This is a genomic window from Candidatus Pelagibacter communis (assembly GCF_001179985.1).
Taxonomy (GTDB): Bacteria; Pseudomonadota; Alphaproteobacteria; order Pelagibacterales; family Pelagibacteraceae; genus Pelagibacter; species Pelagibacter ubique_J.
Genome location: NZ_CVSI01000028.1, coordinates 71,318 through 93,770, shown reverse-complemented (window position 1 = coordinate 93,770; position 22,453 = coordinate 71,318). Strand labels below are relative to the sequence as shown.

General features: G+C 27.9%; 22 protein-coding genes. 10 read left to right on the top strand and 12 right to left on the bottom strand.

Annotated features, from left to right (window positions below):
- Positions 1-13: 13 nt before the first annotated feature.
- Positions 14-742 carry a bifunctional 2-polyprenyl-6-hydroxyphenol methylase/3-demethylubiquinol 3-O-methyltransferase UbiG gene (gene ubiG, locus AMN80_RS01680; protein WP_075520281.1) on the top strand — a complete coding sequence of 243 codons (729 nt, stop codon included), beginning with the start codon at positions 14-16 and terminating at the stop codon, positions 740-742.
- On the opposite strand, the gene AMN80_RS01675 is transcribed toward ubiG, so the two are convergent.
- Together AMN80_RS01675 and argJ are read right to left on the bottom strand one after the other, a co-directional pair.
- Positions 739-1,167 (bottom strand): DUF1178 family protein, encoded by a 429-nt coding sequence (locus AMN80_RS01675; protein WP_075520280.1) that lies wholly within the window; start codon positions 1,165-1,167, stop codon positions 739-741. The two genes, ubiG and AMN80_RS01675, sit on opposite strands and share 4 nt — an antisense overlap.
- Positions 1,168-2,469, bottom strand: coding sequence for a bifunctional glutamate N-acetyltransferase/amino-acid acetyltransferase ArgJ (gene argJ / locus AMN80_RS01670; RefSeq protein ID WP_075520279.1), 1,302 nt, complete (start codon positions 2,467-2,469; stop codon positions 1,168-1,170).
- Between the two features lie 68 nt (positions 2,470-2,537).
- On the opposite strand from argJ, the gene secA reads away from it, so the two are divergent.
- Positions 2,538-4,973 (top strand): preprotein translocase subunit SecA, encoded by a 2,436-nt coding sequence (gene secA, locus AMN80_RS01665; protein ID WP_075520278.1) that lies wholly within the window; start codon positions 2,538-2,540, stop codon positions 4,971-4,973.
- A 47-nt stretch (positions 4,974-5,020) separates the two neighbouring features.
- Here the strand turns inward: secA and AMN80_RS01660 are convergent, their stop codons facing one another.
- Positions 5,021-6,133 (bottom strand): acetyl-CoA carboxylase carboxyltransferase subunit alpha, encoded by a 1,113-nt coding sequence (locus AMN80_RS01660; RefSeq protein ID WP_075520277.1) that lies wholly within the window; start codon positions 6,131-6,133, stop codon positions 5,021-5,023.
- 107 nt (positions 6,134-6,240) lie between these two features.
- Between AMN80_RS01660 and AMN80_RS01655 the strand changes: the two genes are divergently transcribed.
- A complete protein-coding gene (locus tag AMN80_RS01655) occupies positions 6,241-8,397 on the top strand; it encodes a malate synthase G (RefSeq protein WP_075520276.1) in 2,157 nt (718 codons plus the stop codon).
- Here the strand turns inward: AMN80_RS01655 and recR are convergent.
- From recR to kdsB, 5 genes are all read right to left on the bottom strand, one after another.
- Positions 8,394-8,990, bottom strand: a complete 597-nt coding sequence (gene recR / locus AMN80_RS01650; RefSeq protein ID WP_102133614.1) for a recombination mediator RecR — start codon at positions 8,988-8,990, stop codon at positions 8,394-8,396. The two genes, AMN80_RS01655 and recR, sit on opposite strands and share 4 nt — an antisense overlap.
- A gap of 3 nt (positions 8,991-8,993) precedes the next feature.
- Entirely contained in the window at positions 8,994-9,311 is a 318-nt protein-coding gene (locus AMN80_RS01645) for a YbaB/EbfC family nucleoid-associated protein (protein ID WP_075520274.1), read from the bottom strand.
- Positions 9,304-10,977 (bottom strand): DNA polymerase III subunit gamma/tau, encoded by a 1,674-nt coding sequence (gene dnaX / locus AMN80_RS01640; protein WP_075520299.1) that lies wholly within the window; start codon positions 10,975-10,977, stop codon positions 9,304-9,306. Before dnaX ends, AMN80_RS01645 begins: the two co-directional genes overlap by 8 nt.
- A gap of 143 nt (positions 10,978-11,120) precedes the next feature.
- Positions 11,121-11,951, bottom strand: coding sequence for a prephenate dehydratase (pheA, locus tag AMN80_RS01630; protein WP_075520273.1), 831 nt, complete (start codon positions 11,949-11,951; stop codon positions 11,121-11,123).
- Entirely contained in the window at positions 11,948-12,694 is a 747-nt protein-coding gene (gene kdsB / locus AMN80_RS01625) for a 3-deoxy-manno-octulosonate cytidylyltransferase (protein ID WP_075520272.1), read from the bottom strand. The genes pheA and kdsB overlap by 4 nt, the downstream gene beginning before the upstream one ends.
- 94 nt (positions 12,695-12,788) lie before the next feature.
- Here kdsB and AMN80_RS01620 point away from each other — a divergent pair, with 94 nt between their 5' ends.
- The gene (locus AMN80_RS01620) at positions 12,789-13,334 is read left to right on the top strand and encodes a c-type cytochrome (RefSeq protein WP_075520271.1); all 546 of its coding nucleotides are present in this window, start codon (positions 12,789-12,791) and stop codon (positions 13,332-13,334) included.
- On the opposite strand, the gene argF is transcribed toward AMN80_RS01620, so the two are convergent.
- Genes argF through AMN80_RS01605 form a run of 3 tightly spaced genes read right to left on the bottom strand, consistent with a single transcriptional unit; the run spans position 13,326 to position 16,232 of the window.
- A complete protein-coding gene (argF, locus tag AMN80_RS01615) occupies positions 13,326-14,255 on the bottom strand; it encodes an ornithine carbamoyltransferase (RefSeq protein WP_075520270.1) in 930 nt (309 codons plus the stop codon). The two genes, AMN80_RS01620 and argF, sit on opposite strands and share 9 nt — an antisense overlap.
- 1 nt (position 14,256) lies before the next feature.
- Positions 14,257-15,423 (bottom strand): aspartate aminotransferase family protein, encoded by a 1,167-nt coding sequence (locus AMN80_RS01610; RefSeq protein WP_075520269.1) that lies wholly within the window; start codon positions 15,421-15,423, stop codon positions 14,257-14,259.
- Complete coding sequence (locus AMN80_RS01605) at positions 15,420-16,232, bottom strand: ABC transporter permease (protein WP_075520268.1); 813 nt, start codon at positions 16,230-16,232, stop codon at positions 15,420-15,422. The genes AMN80_RS01610 and AMN80_RS01605 overlap by 4 nt, the downstream gene beginning before the upstream one ends.
- A gap of 123 nt (positions 16,233-16,355) precedes the next feature.
- Here AMN80_RS01605 and AMN80_RS01600 point away from each other — a divergent pair, with 123 nt between their 5' ends.
- A complete protein-coding gene (locus AMN80_RS01600; RefSeq protein ID WP_075520267.1) occupies positions 16,356-16,847 on the top strand; it encodes a GcrA family cell cycle regulator in 492 nt (163 codons plus the stop codon).
- A 233-nt stretch (positions 16,848-17,080) separates the two neighbouring features.
- Here the strand turns inward: AMN80_RS01600 and AMN80_RS01595 are convergent, their stop codons facing one another.
- On the bottom strand, positions 17,081-18,043 hold the full coding sequence (locus tag AMN80_RS01595; protein ID WP_075520266.1) for a complex I NDUFA9 subunit family protein: 963 nt from the start codon (positions 18,041-18,043) through the stop codon (positions 17,081-17,083).
- 25 nt (positions 18,044-18,068) lie between these two features.
- On the opposite strand from AMN80_RS01595, the gene AMN80_RS01590 reads away from it, so the two are divergent.
- The 5 genes from AMN80_RS01590 to aroA are packed head-to-tail and all read left to right on the top strand — an operon-like array spanning position 18,069 to position 22,349.
- Entirely contained in the window at positions 18,069-18,674 is a 606-nt protein-coding gene (locus tag AMN80_RS01590) for a ribonuclease D (protein ID WP_075520265.1), read from the top strand.
- Positions 18,674-19,654, top strand: a complete 981-nt coding sequence (locus AMN80_RS01585) for a KpsF/GutQ family sugar-phosphate isomerase (protein ID WP_075520264.1) — start codon at positions 18,674-18,676, stop codon at positions 19,652-19,654. Before AMN80_RS01590 ends, AMN80_RS01585 begins: the two co-directional genes overlap by 1 nt.
- Positions 19,655-20,254, top strand: coding sequence for an LPS export ABC transporter periplasmic protein LptC (lptC, locus tag AMN80_RS01580; protein WP_075520263.1), 600 nt, complete (start codon positions 19,655-19,657; stop codon positions 20,252-20,254).
- Positions 20,241-21,017: an ATP-binding cassette domain-containing protein gene (locus tag AMN80_RS01575; RefSeq protein WP_075520262.1), complete on the top strand. Its 777-nt coding sequence runs from the start codon at positions 20,241-20,243 to the stop codon at positions 21,015-21,017. Before lptC ends, AMN80_RS01575 begins: the two co-directional genes overlap by 14 nt.
- Positions 21,018-21,023: 6 nt before the next feature.
- Positions 21,024-22,349 carry a 3-phosphoshikimate 1-carboxyvinyltransferase gene (gene aroA / locus AMN80_RS01570; RefSeq protein ID WP_082256534.1) on the top strand — a complete coding sequence of 442 codons (1,326 nt, stop codon included), beginning with the start codon at positions 21,024-21,026 and terminating at the stop codon, positions 22,347-22,349.
- The last annotated feature ends 104 nt before the right edge of the window (positions 22,350-22,453 follow it).

Sequence of the window (22,453 nt, the reverse complement as noted above, 5' to 3'; positions counted from 1 at the left end):
AAGTCAACTATCAATGAAAAATATTACTGTTAATAAAAAGGAAATTGATAAATTTTCAAAATTAGCCACTGAATGGTGGGACCCCAATGGAAAATTCAAACCTTTACATAAGTTTAATCCAATTAGGTTAAATTATATAAAAGAAAGTATAAAAGAAAAATTCGGAAAAAAAAAAGAACCTACCGTTTTAAAAAGTGTTAAGATTTTAGATATTGGGTGCGGTGGCGGTCTCCTATGTGAACCATTGTCAAAATTAGGAGCTCGAGTTGTTGGTATAGATGCCTCAGAAAAAAATATCAAAATTGCTAAAACTCATGCAAAAAAAAATGACTTAAAAATAGATTATTATTGCGCATCTCCAGAAAACTTTATTTCTAAAGAAAAGTTTGATGTTGTGTTAAATATGGAGATTGTAGAGCATGTGGAAGATGTTAATTTCTTTTTAAAAGAAAGTTCAAAGTTTTTAAAAAAAGATGGAATTATGTTTGTTGCAACTTTAAATAAAACTCTAAAATCTTACATCTTTGCAATATTGGGTGCTGAATATATTTTAAGATGGTTACCAATTGGCACCCATGATTGGAACATGTTTATAGAGCCTAATAAACTTGAGGAAATTTGTGAAAAAAATTCTTTAACTTTAGATGAGTTACATGGAGTTAAATATAATCTTTTTTCTGGTAATTGGAATCTATCTTCAGACGATAATGTAAATTACATCGCAAGGTTTAAAAAAACTTAATTTTTTTTATTTTCTATCCAGGGAAATATTTGGGTTTCTATGCCTTCGTCTTTTAACTCACTTATCTGTTTTTTTGTTGCATTGCCATATATTCCTTTGGTATTTGTTTTACTATTGTAATGAAGCGATCTAGCTTTATATGCAAAATCATCACCCACATTTTCAAAATTATCCCTAATGAAATTTTGAAATTCCAAAATTTTTTTTTGAATTTTTAGGTTTTTTTTATTTTTAAATTCGTTCTCTTTTTTTTGTTTTAAGTTCAATATGTTAGGAGCCATTAAAGTTTTTTTTATGTCTTTTGAATTACAAAAATGACAATCTAAAATATTTTTACTTTTCAATTTTTCAAATTCTGAAGAGGATGAAAACCAACTATCAAATAATTTGTCACAATTATTACATTTTAATCTATATTTTATCATTTAGCTTCTATAGTCAGAATTTATTTCAATATACTTCTTCGTAAAATCCATAGTATAACAAGTAAAATGTTTTTTTCCTGAGTTTATCTCTAGTATAATTTTTATTGTTTCATTTTTCATATATTCTTTTAGATCTTGCTCTGAATAATTCTTAGAAACCTGACCTTTTTCAAAAACCTTATAATCGCCAAACATTAAATTTACTGAATTTATATTAAATTCAACTTCTTTTTTTCCAGCGGCCATCATTATCCTACCCCAGTTAGGATCTTCTCCAGCAATAGCAGTTTTTACTAAAGGAGAATTAGCAATCGAAAAGGCTATTTTTTTTGCATCTTCCTCATTTTTACATTTAAGCACATCTATCTGAATAAATTTTGATGCTCCCTCACCATCACTAACGACTCTTTTAGCTAAGTTTAATAATACACTATTAACTCCTCTGTCAAATTCTTTTAATTTTGGGTCGTTTATATTTTTAATATATTTGTTTTTAGATTTTCCTGTTGAAAAAATTGTTATCATGTCATTTGTACTTGTGTCTCCATCACATGAGATTGCATTAAATGTATTATTAATATTCTTCTTTAAAATTTTTTGTAAAACACCTGAGGATAAATTTGCATCAGTGAAAATGTATGCAAGCGTAGTTGCCATATTTGGAAAGATCATTCCAGAACCTTTAGCAATACCATAAATCTTTATTTTCGTATTCCCTATTTTACATTCCTCCATCGCCAACTTGGGTTTTAAGTCTGTTGTTAAAATACTCATAGCAGATTTTATCCATAAATATTTATTTTGAGTATATTTAATCTTTTCTACGAGATCTTTTATTGATGATTTAATTTTTGTAAGCGGAAAAGGCTCTCCTATAGTTCCAGTACAACCAAATATTATATCTTTAGATGTGATTTTTACAGGATTATCCTCATCAGATTTTTGTTTAAGTGTTAATAGTCTTGCAGTTTCCTCTGAAATTTCTTTTAGGGAATTGTAACCTTTTGTGCCTGTTAAACAGTTAGCGTTTCGTGCATTAACTATTAAAGCTTTTATTTTTTTTCCTTTAATAGATAAATTCCATTTAATGTTTTCTGAAATTACTTTTGATTGTGTATAAACAGAAGCATACTCAGCTCCATCTCTAAAATAAAATAGTACTAAATCGTCCCTATTTGTATTGTATAGATTTGCTGAAGTAACAGAAATTGACAAACCATCAATATGATCCAAATCCTGAAAGTCTGCCATTTTTGACCTGTCTTTTTTAGAAATCAAGAAATTGCTTAAATTTATGGCCATAATATTTAAATTTATAGTTTAATAACTATATAATTATTTAATTATTAATGTATATGAAAAATTAACAAATGCTTAATCCTATTAGTTTTATTAGTAAAATTTTCAAAAGCAGCAATCAAAATGAAATTGATAAAATTCAATATCTTTTGAAAAAAATTAATAATTTAGAAGACGAAATTTCAAAATTAGAAGACAAAGACTTTCCTGAAAGAACTAAGCTTTTAAAATCTAAAATTGCTAAAGATTCTATAAATGATGAAATAATGTGTGAAGCTTTCGCCTTAGTTAGAGAGTCCTCAAAAAGACAAAGGGGGGAGAGACATTTTGATGTTCAGATACTTGGTGGGATAGTTTTACATCAAGGCAAAATCGCAGAAATGAAAACTGGTGAAGGAAAAACTATTACTATCGCATTAGCAGCATATTTAAATTCATTATCTGGCAAAGGTGTACATATTGTAACTGTTAATGATTATTTGGCTAAAAGAGACTGTGAAAATATGTCGAAAATTTATAACTTTTTAGGAGTGAGTTGTGGATATATTAACAACAATCAGGATGACGAAGAAAGATTAAAAAATTATTCTTACGATATAACTTATGCAACTAACAGTGAGCTAGGTTTTGATTATTTAAAAGATAATATGAAACTTTCATTAAATCAAATAATTCAACGAAAGCATTATTATGCAATTGTAGATGAGATTGACTCTTGCTTGATTGATGAGGCAAGAACACCATTAATTATTTCTGGACAGGCTGAAGATACTAGTAAACAGTATAAAGCTATAAACAAATTTATTAAACAATTATCAAATTCTGATTATGAAATAGATGAAAAAGATAGAACCATAATGCTAACTAATACAGGTATAGACAATGTAGAAAATATTTTGAGCAAGACCGGAATACTAAAAAATAATAATTTTTATGATCCTTCAAATCTTCATATAGTACATCATGTAAATCAAGGTTTGAAAGCGAACTTTATTTTTAAAAAAGATAAGGATTATGTTGTTGTAGATCAAAAAATCAAAATCATAGACGAGATATCAGGTAGAATATTAGAAGGAAGAAGATATGCTGATGGTCTACATCAGGCTATAGAGGCAAAAGAAAACGTTAAAATTGAAATAGAAAACCAGACTCTTGCATCTATTACTTATCAAAATTATTTTAAATTATATAATAAACTAGCTGGTTGCACTGGAACAGCATTAACTGAGAGTCAAGAGTTTTTTGAAATCTATGATTTAAAAGTAGTTTCAATACCAACAAATAAAAAAATGATTAGGAATGATCATAATGATAAAATATTTAGAACTGAGAACGAAAAAAAGAGTGCTATTGTAGATTTAATTTTAGAATGCAATCAAAAAGGTCAACCAGTTTTAGTTTTCACATCAAGCGTTGATAAATCAGAAGTTTACTCTAGTCTTTTAAGAAAAAAAAACATTGAACACAAAGTTTTAAATGCAAAAAATCATGAAAAAGAAGCTGAAATAATTGCAAATGCTGGCAAATTAAATTCAGTAATAATAACTACTAGTATTTCTGGTAGAGGTGTAGATATTCAGCTTGGTGGTAAAAAAAGTAGCTTGAATGAAGTTAATAATACTCTAACAACCGATGAAAAAGCAAAAGTTAAATCTCTAGGCGGTTTGTATGTAATAGGTACGGAAAGAATGGAGTCCAGAAGAGTTGATAATCAAGCCAGAGGAAGGTCAGGAAGACAAGGAGATGAAGGAAATTCTATCTTTTTTGTAAGCCTTGAAGATGACTTAATGAGAATATTCGGTTCTGAGTCTATCAATAAAATGTTAGAAAAACTTGGACTTAAGGACGGTGAAAGTATTGACCACCCGTGGATTAACAAAGCACTGGAAAGAGCGCAACAAAAAGTAGAAGCACGGAATTTTGATATCAGAAAGTCGCTCCTAAAGTTTGATAATGTCCTTAATGATCAAAGACAAGTAATTTTTAGTCAAAGAAAAGAGATTCTAAGTACTAAGGAAATAGATAAATTTATAAATAAATTACTAGATGATGAAGTTGACGAGCTACTTAAAAATAAAGATAAAACATTGAATCTTGAAAAGGATAAAGTTTTGAAAAGCAAATTTGAGGTTTTACTCCAAAATAATGACATAGAATACCTAAATAAAATTTTTTCATCTAATCGAAGTGAAGCAAGTCAAGCTATTAAAGATAAATTTTTTGAAAAAAGAAAACTAAGAATTTCTATTTTATCAGATATTGGTAACAACGATTTAGAGAAAAAAATATTTTTACAGATTATTGATTTAAATTGGAAAAACCATATTCAGTATTTAGAGCAATTAAGGCAAGTGATTGGTCTAAGATCTTATGGGCAAAGAGATCCATTAGTTGAATATAAAAAAGAGTCTTTTAACTTGTTCGAAAATTTATTAGCAAAAATTAGACAAGACGTAATATTTCTATTACTTAATATTAAAATTGTTAATCAAAGAAAACAAAAGTAATTATAAATTTGAAGCTACCAGAAAAATGTAAAAAATGCTGCGGTTTTTTAGCTAAAGTATAATAACGATAAAAACAAAAATAAAATTGTAAAAACTAAAGAAATAATTATAACTTTTTTATTTAAAATTTTATTTTTCACATGTAGTATTTTATTTTTATTGCTAGAGAACAAATCATCAGAAGATAAAGTATTTTTGGAAATGGCTTTTTCTCTTCCAATATTTAAAAACTTACTTTTTTTTTGTTCTATTATTTCTTCCCTAGACATTGCCGATAATTCACTTAAACTTCTACTTATTGAAGTTTTTAGGTCTTTAAGAATTTGATCTTTATCTCTGTGAGCTCCACCACTCGGCTCTAAAATTATTTCATCAATTATTTTTAATTTTAATAAATCTTTAGATGTAAGCTTCATTGCCGTTGCTGCCTCTAAAGTTTTTTTTGGATCTCTCCACAGAATAGAAGCGCATCCTTCTGGGGAAATTACTGAATATATAGCATTTTCAAACATTAATATTCTATTTGAGGAGGCTAAAGCAATTGCTCCCCCCGATCCTCCCTCTCCTATAATTATTGAAATTGTTGGTACTCCTAATGATAAAGAACACTCAATTGATTTAGCTATCGCTTCTGCTTGACCTCTTTCCTCAGCACCAACGCCTGGATAAGCGCCTGGTGTATCTATAAAAATTATAACTGGTAGTCCAAATTTATCTGCAATTTTCATTAGTCTTATAGATTTACGGTATCCTTCTGGCTTCATCATCCCAAAGTTTCTCTCAATCCTAGTGTTTAAATCATCACCTTTTTCTTGTCCAATAACTATAACAGAGTGCCTCTCAAAATTTGCAAGTCCAGTTATTGAAGATTTGTCCTCACCAAACAATCTATCTCCTTGTAAAGGAAAAAAATTTTCAAATAAATTATCTATAAAAAATTTTGATTTAGGCCTGTCCTCATGTCGAGCAACCAAAGTTGTTTGCCAAGGGTCAAGATTTGAATAAACATCCCTGAGTTTTTTATCCAGATCTGATTGTAATTTGTCAATTTTACCAGTATCAACAGTTGATATGCCCTCATTGTTGTAAGGATCTTGTAATTTTTCTATCTCTAATTCAATATCTTTTATATCGTTTTCGAAATTTAAATAGTTTTTCATGTATAATAATATTCATTATATTATAAAAAAAGGCAACAAAATGATCATGACAATATTATCAGAAATTATCCTTGTAAATATTGAATTAAATAAAATATTATAAAACGATGGATAAAATAAAAAATAAATATAAATCTGTAGGAAGATTATTTGTAAGTAAGAATTTATATAATTTTGTCCTCAATGAGCTTTTAAGAAAAACCAAAATTAAACCAAAACAATTTTGGTCTGGTTTAGAAAAAACTTTGTATAATTTAAGAGAAAAAAACGAAAATTTAATCAAAATAAGAAAGGATCTTCAAAATTCGATAAATTGGTGGCATTTAAGAAATAAAGGAAAAAAATTTAATCTTAACAAATACAAAAAGTTTCTTGTAGAAATTGGATACTTAAAGAAAAAAACTACTAACTTTAAAATTCAGACTAAAAATGTTGATGATGAAATTGCAAGGATACCTGGTCCACAGTTAGTAGTTCCCGTATCTAATGCCAGATACGCTCTAAATGCAGCAAATGCTAGATGGGGAAGTCTGTATGATGCACTTTATGGGACTGACGCAATTGGTTCGGAAAAATTAGACAACAGATACAATCCTGTAAGAGGTGGAAAAGTAATTAGATACTGTAGAGAATTCCTTGATGAAATATTTCCATTGAAAAATGGATCCTGGAAGAAAGTTAACACTTTAAAGATAATCGCAAACAAACTTGTGTTAAAAATTGATAATAAAAATATTAAACTTAAAAACATTAAACAATATAAAGGACATAGATCAGACAAAAAAAAATTAAAAGGGGTTTTATTGGTCAATAACAATCTACATGTTGAGTTAATTATAAATCCTTATGCTTTTAGTGCTAATAATGATCCTATAGGTCTTAGTGATTTAGTAATAGAGTCTGCAGTTTCCACAATTATAGACCATGAAGACAGTGTAGCAGCTGTTGATGCTGAAGACAAAGTCTTAGGATACAGAAACTGGTTAGGACTAATGAAAGGTGACCTTAAAGTAAAATTTGAAAAATTAGGAAAAAAATATGAAAGATTTTTAAATTCAGATAGAAACTATATTTCTTCAAATGGAAAAAATCTTAGATTGCATGGAAGAGCTTTATTACTAAATAGAAATGTTGGACATTTAATGAAGACCCCTGCTATCCTTTTTTCAGATAAATCCCCAATTCCGGAAGGAATTTTAGATGCATTCATGACATCAGCTGCTTGCCTTCACGATTTAAATAGAAAAAAAAATTCCAGGACAGGTTCTATCTATATTGTGAAACCTAAAATGCATGGTCCAGATGAAGTATCATTTGCCGATGAAATATTTTCTAAAGTTGAAGATGTTTTAAATCTTAAAAGAAACACAGTGAAGATTGGCATAATGGATGAGGAAAGAAGAACAAGCTCAAATCTTAAGGAATGTATTAAGAGAGTAAAAAAAAGAGTGGTTTTTATTAACACAGGATTTCTTGATAGAACTGGAGATGAAATGCATACATCAATGGAAGCAGGCCCTATGATGAAAAAAGGTGATATGAAAAATTCGAAATGGATCAAAGCATATGAAAATAATAACGTAAAGATAGGATTAGAGTGTGGTTTTTCAGGAAAAGCCCAAATTGGAAAAGGTATGTGGGCAGCTCCAGATAAAATGCAGAATATGTTAGTGCAAAAAATTAATCATCCAAAATCTGGTGCAAATTGTGCTTGGACACCGTCACCAACTGCAGCAACCTTGCATGCTATGCATTATCATAAAATAAATGTTTTTGATGTTCAAAAAAAAATTAAAAATAAAATAAAATTCGATTTAAACGGATTACTATCTATACCTATCATACAAAATCCAATTTGGAATGTAGATGATATCAGAAATGAGTTAGAAAATAATTGTCAAGGAATTTTGGGTTATGTTGTAAGATGGATTGATAGTGGAGTTGGCTGTTCAAAAGTTCCTGATATCAATAATATTGGATTAATGGAAGATAGGGCAACTTTAAGAATATCCTCACAACACATTTCTAATTGGCTTCATCATAACATATGCACTACGTTTCAAGTTTTAGAGACATTGAAGAAAATGGCCAAAATAGTAGACGATCAAAATAAGAATGACTCAAACTATGAAAAGATGTCAAAAAATTTTGAAAAATCTATTGCTTTTAAAACGGCATGCGATTTAATATTTAAAGGTAAGGATCAACCATCTGGTTATACAGAACCATTATTACATTATAACAGATATTTAAAAAAAAATTAAAGCTCTGTTCTATTTTTAAATGCAGAAAATAATGTACCATCATCCAAACTTTCTATTTCACCGCCTACTGGTAGACCTTGAGCTAATTTAGAAATTTTTACATTTAAATTTTTGAGAGTTTCTTCAATATAATAAGCTGTAGTTTGACCTTCAACTGTTGCACTTGTAGCTACAATAACCTCCTCAATATTTTGCTTTTTAACTCTCTCGATTAGAGATTCTATAAGTATTCTTTGATTTTTATCTACACTCCCAGAGATTGTCCCACCAAGAATGTGGAAATAACCACTAAATATATTAGTACTTTCGATACTCCATTGATCTGCAATATTTTCAACTACACAGATCTTTGAAAATTTTTTTTGTAAGTTCCTACAGTTATTACATTCGTCTTTTGAGGATTTTAATACTCCACAATAATTACATCTTGATATATTTTTATAAACATCCAATAAAGCATTTATCGTAGGTTTCATTAACTCATTTTTGTTATTTATTAATTTTAATATAATTCTTTTTGCAGACTTAGGGCCTAATCCTGGAAATTTAGATACAGCCTTTATTAGATCCTCAATTTCCTTAAGTTCCATAATTTTTTATAATGGCCATTTGAAACCTGGTATTCCAAAGCCTCCTGTTACTTTTGAAAGTTCATCAGAGGTCTTGGATTTAAGATTATTTTTTGCATTATTGTGTGCTGCAATTATTAAGTCTTCTAACAAAGACTTATCATCTTTAAACAGTCTATCTGAAATAAATAAATTTTCAATTTCACCATCTCCATTTAAAACTACAGTAACCTCACCTCCACCAGAAGATCCCTCGGCTTTAATATTTTTAATTTTCTCCTGACTTTCTTTAACTTTTGATTCTATCTCTTTTGCTTTTTCTAAAATTTTATTAAAGTCAGTCACTACTATCTTCCTTTATATCTTTAATATTAACAATTTCTAAGTCTGGAAATAAATTGATTGCTTCTTTAAATAATTCAGAATTTTTTAAATCATCTAATTTATTATTATTGTTTTGAACTTCCATTTCTTTCATAGTTTTTAATCCAGTTTTTTTTGATAACGTTATAATCCATCTCTCTCCTGTCCAGTTTAGTAGTTTAGTTGTTAAATTTTTAATAAAATTTTTATTTAGATTATCATTGAATGAAATTTCAATATTATTATTTTTGAAGCTAATTAAATTAACATTATTTTCTAATTCATACTTTAGCTCGATCTCCTTTTTGGAAACACAAACTGATATTAAATCAGAAAAAGAATTTATCTCTGTTTTATTTGAGATCTTTTTATCATCTATCGAAATTTTTTCCTCTTCTTGAGAAGAAAATTTAATTTGATCAATTGTTTTATTATTGTTTATATCTTTATATAAATTCTTTACATAATTTTCATTTATTTGATCTTTATTTTTATTCCCATCATTTGATAATATTGAATTATCTGATGTGCCCAAAACTTCTTTTTTTAAATACATCAATCTGATTAAAAACATTTCCACAGCCAAATGTTGGTTAGAGACCAAATTGATTTCACTTAATATATTGACAGAATATTCCCAAAATAAAAGTAATGATCTATTATCAACACTATTTGATAAATTCTTTATTCTTTCAAAATCTGAGTCTGTAAAATCTAAAGATGAACTTAAATTATCTATATTTTGGTTGTTTTTTAAATAATATATTATCTCAAGAAAATCGTTGATAAACAATTTTGGTTCTACTCCTTGATTATAGATATTCTTATATAATTCTAAAACTTTTTTCTCATTACCTTTAAATATTTCAATAATCAGATCTAAAAGGTAACCTTTACCAAAGTAACCAAAAATTTTTTGTACTGACTTTAAGTTAAGTTTTTTGCCGTTATCGTTATCACTTAAAAATACCCTGTCGAGTAAAGACAAAGAATCTCTAACAGAACCTTCTGATATTTTTACTACGAGTTTTAATATTTCTTCATCTAATTCCTTTTTTTCTAACAAAGTTACTTTTTTTAAGAAGGTTAATAATTCATCAAAACTGATTCTCAATAAATCGAATCTTTGGCATCTGGAAAGCACTGTTACAGGTATTTTGTTAACTTCAGTAGTTGCAAAAATAAATTTTAAATACTCTGGTGGCTCCTCTAGAGTTTTCAATAAAGCATTGAATGCTTGCTTGCTGAGCATATGAACTTCGTCAATTATAAATATTTTATACTTAGAAGATGTTGGTCCGTATCTTGAAAATTCAATAAGGTCTCTAACATCATCTACACCTGTTTTGCTTGCTGCATCCATTTCAAGAACATCAATATGCCTCGACTCACTGATTTGAGAACAATTACTGCAACAATTATTTAAGCAATTATTTTTTTTTGGATCTGCACAATTAAGTGCTTTCGCTAAAATTCTAGCAATTGTAGTTTTTCCAACACCTCTAATACCTGTGAATAAAAATGCGTTAGGAATTTTGTTTAATGAAATAGATTTTCTTATTGTTTCTACAATTATACTTTGACCAACTAGCTCATCAAAAACTTGAGGTCTGTACTTTATTGCTAATACTGTTTTGTTAGTGCTCATTTCAAAGGGACCAACCAACCTGGAGAATACTCATTACCCTTGCTCTTTTTCAAGTCTGGGGGAGTTTATGGTAATACCACCTGATTGGCCCCAATTTATTATAACAGTTATATTTTCTAGTCTACAATAAAAGTTTTGAAATATTAAATATTTCTGTAATCGCTTGCTTCATAAACACCAAGTATATCCAGATTGACTGTGTGGAAACCTAGTTCTTCTAAAGATTTCTGGATTTTTGGATCTTCAATGTGGCCGTACATATCACAAATAAACAAATATTGTTCAAAACTATTTTGGTCTGAAAAGCTCTCTAACTTACTTAAATTAACATTGTTGGTTGCAAAACCACCTAGACATTTGTACAAGGCAGCAGGTTTATTTTTGACTTTAAATATACAACTTGTAATATAATTTTTATTTTCAAATTCTGGATGAGATTTCTTCTTGCCCATTATTAAAAATCTGGTCACATTACTTCGATTATCCTCAATATTTTTTTTTACAATTTTTAAGTCATAAATTTTAGCAGCAAGTTCTGATGCAATAGCAGCTTCACTGTGAATTTTTTTTTCACTAATATACTTTGCGCTACCTGCAGTATCGGCAGCAATTATAGGTTCAAATTTATTGGAATTGATTAATTTTCGACATTGAGAAATTGCTTGAGAATGTGACCTCACTGACTTAACGTTTTTAAGTTCATTATTTTTTAAAATCATTAAATTGTGTTTTATTTCCTGAAAATGTTCCGCGTAAATTTGTAGTTTGTATTTATTAATCAAATACTGAATGTCAGCAACCCTTCCTGCTATAGAATTTTCTACTGGTATTATTGTTTTATGTTCTTCATTTTCATTACAATGCTTAAAACAATCTTCAAAAGTATTATAAGCTACGAACTCATATTCTGGATAAATTTTCTTCGCAGCTAAATGGGAATAGGCACCGGGAGATCCTTGATAAACAATTTTCATAATTTCTTGATTTTATATTCCATAATTTTTTTTATTTCCACATAATCCTCAACTGTATCAATACCAAAAAACTTATTTTTACTATATACAACATCAATATTAATACCATTTTCAATAGCTCTTAACTGTTCAAGTCTATGTTTAATTTCATTCTTGGATTGTTTTAAATTTACAAATTTTTTTAAAATGGATGTCCTAAATTGATAAATCCCAATATGACCATAAATATTTTTTTTGGAATGTTTGCATTTCCTTAAAAATTTTTTTGCTCTAGATATTTTTTTTTTTTCTATGTTGTTATTGGTAATTACTTTAACAATACTTTTATCTATAAAATCAACCTTGTTAATTTTGTTTCCGAGCGTACCAATATCTGAATTTTTTGAAATTATATTATTATTTAAATTAACAATATCTTTAGGATTGATAAAAGGTTCATCTCCTTGAAGGTTAATAATATATTCACAATTGAATTTTTTACTGATTTTTTTATATGCTTCAAATATTCTATCTGTGCCAGTTTTGTGTTTTTTTTTGGTTAAAATAAATTTACCTTTTATTTTTAAAATCTCATTTGCAATTTCCTTATCTCCTGTGGCTACATAGACCTCGCCAACTTTAGACTCTATTGCTCTTTTATAAACATGCTGAATTATTGATAAATTGCCTATTTTTAGCAAAGGTTTATTAGGAAGGCGAGTTGCGCTTAATCTTGATGGTATTATAACGATAGTTTTAGACATAAATTGTAAAATTTGTGCGTCTATGAGACGCAAACTTTTTTTTAATTAGCATTTTTTTCAATTAACATGTTATACGTTATTTATACACAGAATAATGGACTCGTTTGAGATAAACAAAATTATTGCTTCAATACTACTCGTAGCACTATTAATAATTGGTATTAGTAAAATTTCAAATATCATATTTAAAGTAGATAAATTAGATAGCTCTGCTTATAAAGTAGAGCTTCCCGATGATGGTGCCAAACAAATAAGTGAGGAAAGTACCATGAAAGCTGATGATAAAGTTGATATCTCGGCTCTTATGGCGTTAGGTGATATCACTCATGGTGAAAAGGTTTTTAAAAAATGTTCAGCTTGTCATTCAATCGAAGCCGGTGGAGGTAATAAAATCGGACCAGCATTATATAATGTGGTAGGTAGAAAAATTGCAGCTGTGGGAGATTATAAATATTCAAAAGCATTAGTCGAATACAAAAAAAATTGGTCTTTTGAAGAACTTAACGGTTTTTTGATAAAACCCCAAAAATGGATCAAAGGTACAAAAATGGCTTACGCTGGATTAAGAAAAGAAAAAGATAGAGCTTCAGTTATTTTATATCTAAATAAATATTCAGATAATCCACTACCTTTACCTTAATTTTCCAAAACAATATAATAATATACTTTTTTGGACGTGAACTCTATTTAAAGCTTGTTGCCAAACGCAAGATCTTTTACCTAAAAAAATTTCATCTGTAACTTCATTACCACGAGGTAAGCAATGTAAAAAAATACAATCTTTTTTTGCATAGCTAAATAATTTCTTGTCAATTTTAAAGTTTTTAAATTCTTTTAATTTTTTTTTTTTATTAACTTTATCATTAAGAGATATAACTTTATCAGAAAATATTACATCAGCATTTAAAGCTGCTTTTTTTGGGTCTTCATAAATATATATTTTTTTCTTATTTTTTTTAACCCAATCTAAAACATCTAAATTTGGTTTAAACTTTTTAGGGCAGCCTATTCGTAAATTAAATGAAAATTTTACAGAGGCTGCAATTAAACTATTTAAAACATTATTTGAGTCTCCAATCCAGCAGATATCTAAATTTGAAATAGATTTTTTTTTAATTTCTTCAACTGTGAAGATATCTGATAGTACTTGTGTTGGATGAGACGATGGGCTTAAACCATTAATTACTGGTATTGATAAATATTTTTTGAAATTTTCTACTTTTTCATCATCATCAGTTCTAAGCATAAATCCATCACCATATGTAGACAAAATTTTAGCTGTATCTGCTATACTTTCTCCCCCCTGTCCAAGATGTAGTTCATTTGATCTCAAAGTAATTGTACCACCACCCAATTGTTTGATCGCTAAATAAAAACTTAGTCGAGTTCTTAAACTTGGTTTTTCAAACATCTGTACTAATATTTTACCTTTAAGAGGAGATCCTTTATCAACTTCTAATGTATTTAATGTCTTTCTTAAATTTTTTCTTTTTTTAGCATCTAAGATAATTTTTCTGAGATCTTTGGTTTTAATATCTTTTAAATTTATAAAATGATTCATCTTACTTAAGATCTTTACAAACTTTGGAGATGATTTTTACTGCAATGTCTATTTCTTTTTTTTTGACATTTAAAGGGGGTAATATTCGAATAACATTCTCAGCAGCACGAATAGTTAATAATCTATGGTCCATTAATTTTTTTATAAATAAAGTTGGATTATTATGAAGTTGAATACCAATCAATAATCCTCTTCCTCTTATTTCTTTTATGATATCTGGGTGTTTAGATTTAATATTATTCAATTTTTCTAAAAAATATTTAGACAATTTTTTTATGTTATTTAAAAAACTTTTTTTTGAAACTATATCCATAACTGTATTGCCAACAGTCATAGCTAAAGGATTTCCTCCGAAGGTTGAGCCATGAGAGCCAGCAATCATGCCTGATGCAACTTTTTTGTTCATTAAAACTGCTCCTATGGGAAATCCTCCTCCAATTCCTTTAGCAATTGGAACAATGTCTGGTTTTACCTTGGATTTTTCAAAAGCAAAAAAATCACCAGATCTTGCTACTCCACATTGTACTTCATCAAGAATTAATAAAATTTTTTTTTTATTGCACAATTGTCTTAATTCTCTCAAACACCAATCAGGTATCACTTTAATTCCTCCCTCTCCCATAACAGTTTCCACCATTATTGCGGCAGTATTCTTGTTTATTTTTTTTTTTAAAGAATCATGATTTCCAAATCTAAAATGGTCAAAACCTGGTATTTTAGGACCAAATCCCTCTGTCATTTTTTTTGATCCACTAGCAAAAATTGCAGCCAATGTTCTTCCATGAAATGAATTCTTTACACATAATATTCTATTTTTTTTTGGTTTTCCTATTGAATAAAAATATCTTCTTGCAACTTTAACAGCAGCCTCAGTTGCCTCCGCACCACTATTTTGAAACATTACAAAGTCTGCAAAAGTTTTTTTACATAGCTTTTCAGCAAGTTTTTCACCTTCTGGAATTTGAAAAGCATTTGAAACATGCCAAAGCTTCTTGGATTGGATTTTAATTGTTTTAATAAGTTTAGGGTGTGAATGTCCCAAAGAATTTACAGCTATACCCTGAACAAAATCAAGATATTTTTTTTTGTCAGTTGAAAACAAATAACTGCCTTTTCCAAATTTAAAAGAAATTTTTTTTCTATTATAATTTTTTGCTAAATAACTCATGATTTTATTTTATAACCTTTTTTGTATAAATAATATGCAGTACACCAGAAGATTAAATTAAAAAATAGTAAATACAATAACCCAAATATTGTTGACCCATCGCTAGTTCCTATCATAGAGAATCTTAATCCATCTATCATATGAAAAAAAGGGTTGTAATTACTGATTGATTTCAAGAAATCTGGTAATCTTTGGATTGAGTAAAATGCACCAGATAAAAAAGATAACGGTACTATAATAAAATTAGTAACTGTCGCCATATTATCAAATTTTTCTGCCCAGATACCAGCTATGAAACCTAATGAGCCCATAAAAAAAGATGAAAATATTAAGAAGGCAAAAAAATAATAATAATTTAATACTTTTACATCTACCAATAAGTTGAAGCAAATTATTGATGCTATACAAATAATAAATGATCTTGTAACTGATGCCAAAACAATAGCCAAGGTAACTTCTGCAGCAGACAATGGACTTCCAATTAAATCAACAATATTTCCCATAACTTTACCCATTAGTATAGACGATGAGGAGTGTGAGAAAGCTTGTTGGATTACTTGCATGGATATAAGTCCAGGGGCTAAGAATTCTATAAAAGGTAAGCCTAAAACCACCCCCCTATCATCACCCCATGCAATAGATATTACAATCAAAAATAGAATTCCTGTTAACACAGGTCCTGCAATTGTTTGACCAAACACAATTAAAAATCGTAGAGTTTCTTTTTTGTATAAAGAATAAAAACCTATCCAATTTATTAATCCAAATCTTCTTTTTCCAATTTTGTATTTACTATTTAATTCAACCATAAATATAATTGTTAATAATTTAAAAAAATTTTTAGAAAATAAAATATTATGCTTGTTATAATATTAAATTTACCTAAGCTATATATTGTATCTAACTAATATAAAATAACAAAATATAGTTTAATGAGTTGGACAGATGAAAAAGTTAATAAGTTAAAAGAACTTTGGGGTAGAGGTAATACAGCAAGTCAGATCGCTGAAATATTAGGTGGAGTCAGCAGAAACGCTGTGATTGGTAAAGCGCACAGATTAAATTTATCAGGAAAAATTTTTACAAAAAAAGGGTCATCTAACCAGTCAAAAAATAAAACAAAAAATTTGCAATTAAATAAAAAAGCACGAAGAGGAAAATTCAAATCTTTAGTTATTGAAAAAGATTTTGAGCCGGAAAATCCAAAGCAACTTGAGGAACTTGATGAAAATTCTTGCAAATGGCCCATAGGACACCCTAACGAAGAAAATTTTTATTTTTGTGGAAGGACTTCATTAAAGGATTTTTCTTATTGTAAGCTTCACTTGTTATACGCATTTCAACCAAAAAATAAAAAGGAAGAAATTGTTGATAAAGATAGTGAGGTGCCAAAATTTATTCAAAAAAAAATTAAGTCAGCTTAATAATATTTTTTCACGGCACTAAACTCTTTTTATCGATTAATTAATTCTATAAAGATTTATTTATTTTTTTTTTCAATCGATACATGTTTTGAAGATTTGTTATTACGTTTTAATTTTATTAACTTATTATTATTTTTTGCCTTTAAGCCTATTTTAACCCCAATCAATCCCAAATACAAAACAAATAGTAAAATAAAAAATACAATAATGTAAACAAACCAAGCAATCATTTTTTAATCAATATTTTTTTTTGCATATTGTCCCGTTTCTTTCCAAGTATAACAATATTTTTCTACCTCTTCCTCAAAATTTAGCTTAAAGTTTTTGCCTATATCAAAGTTAGTTTTGTATTTTCCTGACGGGACATTATGGTAATAAAGTAATTTTATTTGATCCTTCGTGATCAGTGGTTTAGGTAAAATCTGAAAAAAAGTTGCCATCACATTTGCAATGAATATTGGTACTGGTACAAATAATCTTTTTTTTTCAATCAATTTGAGTAATTTTTCAACAATTTGTTTAAAAGTTAATTCCTCAGGTCCAACCACCTCTATTGTTTTATCTTTGATAATATTGATATCGTTTTCAATTAAGTCTAAAATTAAATTACATAAATCGATACAATGTAAAGGCATAAATTTAGTTTTGCCCCCGTAATATAAGGGGAAAATCGGTGACAAGTTGAGTAAACCCATTAACATGGTTGTAAAATTATCATCAACAGAATAAACGATAGATGGTTTTAAAATAATTGCGTCTTTAAATTTTTCCCTGACTGCAATTTCACCTTTTAATTTGCTCGATGCATATTTTGAATTTACTGCATTTTCAATACCTAAGGCAGAGAGATGAATAAATTTACTTGTTCTATATTTTTTACAAATCTCAGCTAAGATATTTGGAAACTTTTCATGTATATTATTAAAATTGTTTGGGCCTTTCTCAAACAAAATACCAACTAAATTTATGCATACATCTGCTTTCTTTATAAGTTCCTCAATTTTTTCGAGATTAAAAATGCTTGTTTCTACAATATCTAGATAGCCTGGATTTCCTTGTGTTTTTAATACATAGCCCTTTTGATGTAAATTTCTTGTGACAGCAGTAACTTTTAGATTTTTCTTGGTGAGCCCTCTAATTAAGTTTCTACCAATTTGACCACTGGCGCCAAAAATTAGACAATTTTTTGGTTTCATATATAAACTAATTATAAATGTTATTATGGATGTAAAGCTTCACAAAAATGATTTACCAAAAGATTTAGAATTTGGCAATAAGATTGCTATAGATTGCGAATTTATGGGACTAAATTTTATGAGAGATAAATTATGCCTTGTTCAAATCTCCTCTGGTAACTCTGATGCCCATATAATTCAATTGGATAGGTCTAAATATGATGCCCCAAATTTAAAAAAGATTTTATCAGATAAATCGAAAATCAAAATATTTCATTATGCTAGATCTGATTTGGTTTTTATTAAAAAATATTTAAAAATTAATGTTGATAATATTGAAGATACCAAACTTCAATCAAAACTTATTAGGAAATATACCGATAAACATGGGTTAAAAGACTTAGTTAAAGAATTTATTGGTTTGGACATTAGCAAGCAGTATCAAAGTTCAGATTTTGGAGGTGAGTTATCATCTGCTCAAATTAAATATTGTGCAAATGATGTTGTATATTTACATAAAATAAATGATGCTCTAAATAGAATGCTTATTAGAGAAAATCGTATAAATCTTTATAAAGATTGTTTAAAATATTTAAACACTAGAGTAAATTTAGATTTGGAATGTTTTCCTGATGATATCTGGTCACACTAATGCAAAGTAATAAATTTAAGAAAATTGCTCAAGAAGTTATTTTATATGAAATAAAATCTTTGCAAAAATTAAGGCGATCAATTGGTAAAAATTTTTATAAGGTAATAGAGGCTATAACTAATTGTAAAAAGGGTAAAATAATATTATCAGGTGTTGGAAAATCAGGAATAATAGCAAAAAAAATATCCTCTACACTTTCATCCGTTGGAACTCCTTCTTTTTTTGTTGATGCTAGCTCATGTTCCCATGGTGACTTAGGTCAAATAAGCTCTAATGATGTTCTAATACTAATTAGCAATAGTGGAGAGTCTGTGGAATTAAAAAATATAATACAGCACGCTAATAGAAATAAAAATATTATATTAATAGGTGTAGTCTCAAAAAAAAATTCATTACTTTACAAAAACTCAGACATTAAGATTTTATTACCAGAAGTTAAGGAGGCTGGGCCTGGTAATATAGTGCCAACTTCTTCAACCATAATGCAGCTTGCTATTGGAGATGCCATAGCTATCTCAACAATGAAACAAAAAAAATTTGGAGAAAAAGAATTTAAAAAATTCCATCCTTCTGGAAGCATAGGTGCTAAACTTAAAACGGTGGATGATTTGATGCTTAAAGGCAAAAAAATTCCATTTATAAATGAAAATATTAAAATGCAAACTGCTTTAAAGATTATTACTAAAAAAAAACTGGGTGTATTGGTTGTTCAAAATAATGCTAAAAAGACAAATGGTATTATAACAGATGGTCAAATTAGAAGGGTAAGTGAAAAAAAAGGAAATTTGGATAATCTTAAAGTTAAAAACGTCATGACAAAAAACCCCATATCTATAGATAAAGAAGTTTTAGCTGCAAAAGCCCTCTCATTAATGAACTCAAAAAGAATTACTTCTTTGTGTGTGCATCAAGGAAAAAGCAAAAATAGAACCATTGGTATAATTCATATTCATAATATTTTAGAAAATAACATTCAATAAATGAATAAAAAAATTTATATTCAAATCTCTCTTATATTTTTAGTAATTTTTATAATAATCTTTATCTATATATATTATTTTAGTAGCTCTAAAACGAAGATAACAGAAAACGATAAGGAAAAAACAGAAGTGAATACTGTACAAGGCACTGATGATTTAATTAAAGAAATGTTTTATTATTCTGAGGATAATAAAGGTAATAAATACGAAATAAAATCTGAATATGGTATTATTAGTCCAGATAAATCAAATTTAATATTAATGGATAAAGTAACAGCTATAATTTATTTATTGAATGGAGAAAAGATCTTTATTAGCTCAAAAAAGGCAGAGTATGATGATGATAATAATAATACAAGTTTTAGCGGTTCAGTAGAATTGTTGTATGTTAATCATGTGATTAAATCTGATAATATGTATCTATCTTTTAATGAACAAACAGCATCATTGTATGATAATGTAGAATATAAGAGTACTTTATCAAATTTAACTGCGGATAGAGTATTTATAAACTTAATAAATAAGAATACAAAAATACAAATGAACGACGCAAACAATAATATTCTAGTAAGGAGTATAATAAATAATGGCAATAATTAAAAAGTTTCGTATTAAAAGCTTTAAACAAAAAAAGCCTATATTAAAATTACAGAATATAAGTTTATCTTTTCAAAACAGACAGATTTTAGAAAACATTAGTTTCGAAATAAATCAAGGAGAAATTTTCGGAATGCTAGGGCCGAATGGAGTTGGCAAATCAACAATTTTTAATCTGGTTACTGGTCTAATAAAGCCAAATAAGGGCGATATAATTATAAAGAACGAAAAAGTAAATGAGTATCCAATATTTATGAGAACATCAAAATTTAAAATTGGATATGTTCCTCAATATGGTGGCTACTTTTATGATTTAACATTATATGAAAATTTAAAGGCTGTTGCAGAAATTCTTGTAAATGATCAAAGAAAAAGAGCTGAAAGAATTAATTATTTAATATCAAAATTTGACTTAAGTCAAATTAGAGATATCAAAGCAAAATTTTTATCTGGAGGACAAAAAAAAAAATTAGTCATTGCAATGGCCTTGTTAGGTGACCCAGAGTTACTTTTGCTTGATGAGTGCTTTGCAGCACTTGACGTTATGACAATAAAAATGTTGCAACAAATAATAGTCAACCTACAATTTGAAAACCAGATTACAATATGTATATGTGACCATCAAGCCAGAGATTTGTTGACTTGTGTTGATGTTGCAATGGTACTGTCTGAAGGGAAAGTAATTGCAAAAGGCACCCCTACTGAACTGATACAAAATCAAAATGCCAAAACTGCTTATTTTGGCGACTCTTTTAAATTTAATTAATTTTAAATGGTTAAAATAGTCATCAAAAAAAGAATAAAAGATTTTAATAAGGTTATAAGCGTTGATGGAGATAAAAGTTTATCTATAAGGTCGCTGTTAATAGGTTCGCAATCGTACGGAATATGTAAAATAAATAACTTGCCTAAGTCAGAGGATATCTTAAGTACAATAAATGGTCTAAGAAAGTTAGGTATTAAAATATTTTTTAAAAAAAAAATCTGTTATCTTCATGGAAATGGATTAAACGGTTTTAATTATAAAAAAAATATAGTCATAGACGCGGGAAACTCGGGAACTTTCGCAAGACTTTTGCTTGGTCTATTGGTCAAATCTCCTTACGCAATAAAAATTGTAGGAGACGAAAGTCTTTCAAGACGAGATTTTCAAAGGATTGTAGATCCATTAGAAAAATTTGGTGCAAAATTTGTTTCAAAAAACATAAAAAATCTTCCTCTTAAAATTATAGGTTCTGAGTATTTAAAACCAATTAATTATTTTGAAACAAAAGGGTCTGCTCAATGTAAAAGTTCAGTTATTTTAGCGGCTTTAAATACGCCCGGGAAAACAATTGTTACTGCAAAAAAATCGAGAAATCATACTGAATTATTTTTGAAAAATTTAAATTTGCCCCTAAAAGTGATAAATAAAAAAAAAGTAGATAAAATTGAAGTGGTAGGTGAAAAACAATTTAAATCTTTTGAATACGTTATTCCAGGTGATATAAGCTCAAGTGCTTTTTTTGTAGTACTAACTCTTCTTTCTAAAAATTCTAGGCTTAAAATAAAAAATGTGAATATAAATTCCTCTAGAACAGGATTCATTAAGATTGTTAACAGAATGGGGGCAAAAGTAAAATTTATTAACAAAAGAAATATTTGTGGAGAACCAGTTGCTGATATTTTTGTAAAAAGTCAAAAAAATTTAAAATCAATAAATTGTCCAGTTGAACTTAATAGTAATGCAATAGATGAATTTTTGATAATTTTTTTGTTGGCATCAAGAGCTGATGGAATATCTAATTTCAAAAAGCTTGAAGAATTAAATAAGAAAGAGAGTCCAAGATTAAAGTTGGCAACAATGATACTTAGAAAAATTGGAGTAAAAGTAAAATCTAGTGAAGATTCAATAAAAATATTTGGAAATCCCAAACTGCATATAAACAAAAAAATTCTTATAAATAACTACAATAAAGATCATAGAATTTTTATGACCTCTGTGATAGCAGCCTTAACATTAGGTGGAAGTTGGACAATTCATGATATGGATTCACATATGAGCTCTTTCCCCTCATTTCTAAGTATTTTAAGAAAAATTGGTTATAGATTTACATGATATGAAGATAACAAAAAATAACCTTTAAAATAGCTGAATTTTTAAGCCATTTAACTTTTTTTTGTTTCTTGATTAATTTAATAAATTTCTCTAAAAGCTTTTTT

Coding starts and splice junctions, on each gene's coding strand:
- ubiG (WP_075520281.1), top strand. CDS start 14: ATGAAAAATATTACTGTTAATAAAAAGGAAATTGATAAATTTTCAAAA.
- AMN80_RS01675 (WP_075520280.1), bottom strand. CDS start 1,167: ATGATAAAATATAGATTAAAATGTAATAATTGTGACAAATTATTTGAT.
- argJ (WP_075520279.1), bottom strand. CDS start 2,469: ATGGCCATAAATTTAAGCAATTTCTTGATTTCTAAAAAAGACAGGTCA.
- secA (WP_075520278.1), top strand. CDS start 2,538: ATGCTTAATCCTATTAGTTTTATTAGTAAAATTTTCAAAAGCAGCAAT.
- AMN80_RS01660 (WP_075520277.1), bottom strand. CDS start 6,133: ATGAAAAACTATTTAAATTTCGAAAACGATATAAAAGATATTGAATTA.
- AMN80_RS01655 (WP_075520276.1), top strand. CDS start 6,241: ATGGATAAAATAAAAAATAAATATAAATCTGTAGGAAGATTATTTGTA.
- dnaX (WP_075520299.1), bottom strand. CDS start 10,977: ATGAGCACTAACAAAACAGTATTAGCAATAAAGTACAGACCTCAAGTT.
- pheA (WP_075520273.1), bottom strand. CDS start 11,951: ATGAAAATTGTTTATCAAGGATCTCCCGGTGCCTATTCCCATTTAGCT.
- kdsB (WP_075520272.1), bottom strand. CDS start 12,694: ATGTCTAAAACTATCGTTATAATACCATCAAGATTAAGCGCAACTCGC.
- AMN80_RS01620 (WP_075520271.1), top strand. CDS start 12,789: ATGGACTCGTTTGAGATAAACAAAATTATTGCTTCAATACTACTCGTA.
- argF (WP_075520270.1), bottom strand. CDS start 14,255: ATGAATCATTTTATAAATTTAAAAGATATTAAAACCAAAGATCTCAGA.
- AMN80_RS01610 (WP_075520269.1), bottom strand. CDS start 15,423: ATGAGTTATTTAGCAAAAAATTATAATAGAAAAAAAATTTCTTTTAAA.
- AMN80_RS01605 (WP_075520268.1), bottom strand. CDS start 16,232: ATGGTTGAATTAAATAGTAAATACAAAATTGGAAAAAGAAGATTTGGA.
- AMN80_RS01600 (WP_075520267.1), top strand. CDS start 16,356: ATGAGTTGGACAGATGAAAAAGTTAATAAGTTAAAAGAACTTTGGGGT.
- AMN80_RS01595 (WP_075520266.1), bottom strand. CDS start 18,043: ATGAAACCAAAAAATTGTCTAATTTTTGGCGCCAGTGGTCAAATTGGT.
- AMN80_RS01590 (WP_075520265.1), top strand. CDS start 18,069: ATGGATGTAAAGCTTCACAAAAATGATTTACCAAAAGATTTAGAATTT.
- AMN80_RS01585 (WP_075520264.1), top strand. CDS start 18,674: ATGCAAAGTAATAAATTTAAGAAAATTGCTCAAGAAGTTATTTTATAT.
- lptC (WP_075520263.1), top strand. CDS start 19,655: ATGAATAAAAAAATTTATATTCAAATCTCTCTTATATTTTTAGTAATT.
- AMN80_RS01575 (WP_075520262.1), top strand. CDS start 20,241: ATGGCAATAATTAAAAAGTTTCGTATTAAAAGCTTTAAACAAAAAAAG.
- aroA (WP_082256534.1), top strand. CDS start 21,024: ATGGTTAAAATAGTCATCAAAAAAAGAATAAAAGATTTTAATAAGGTT.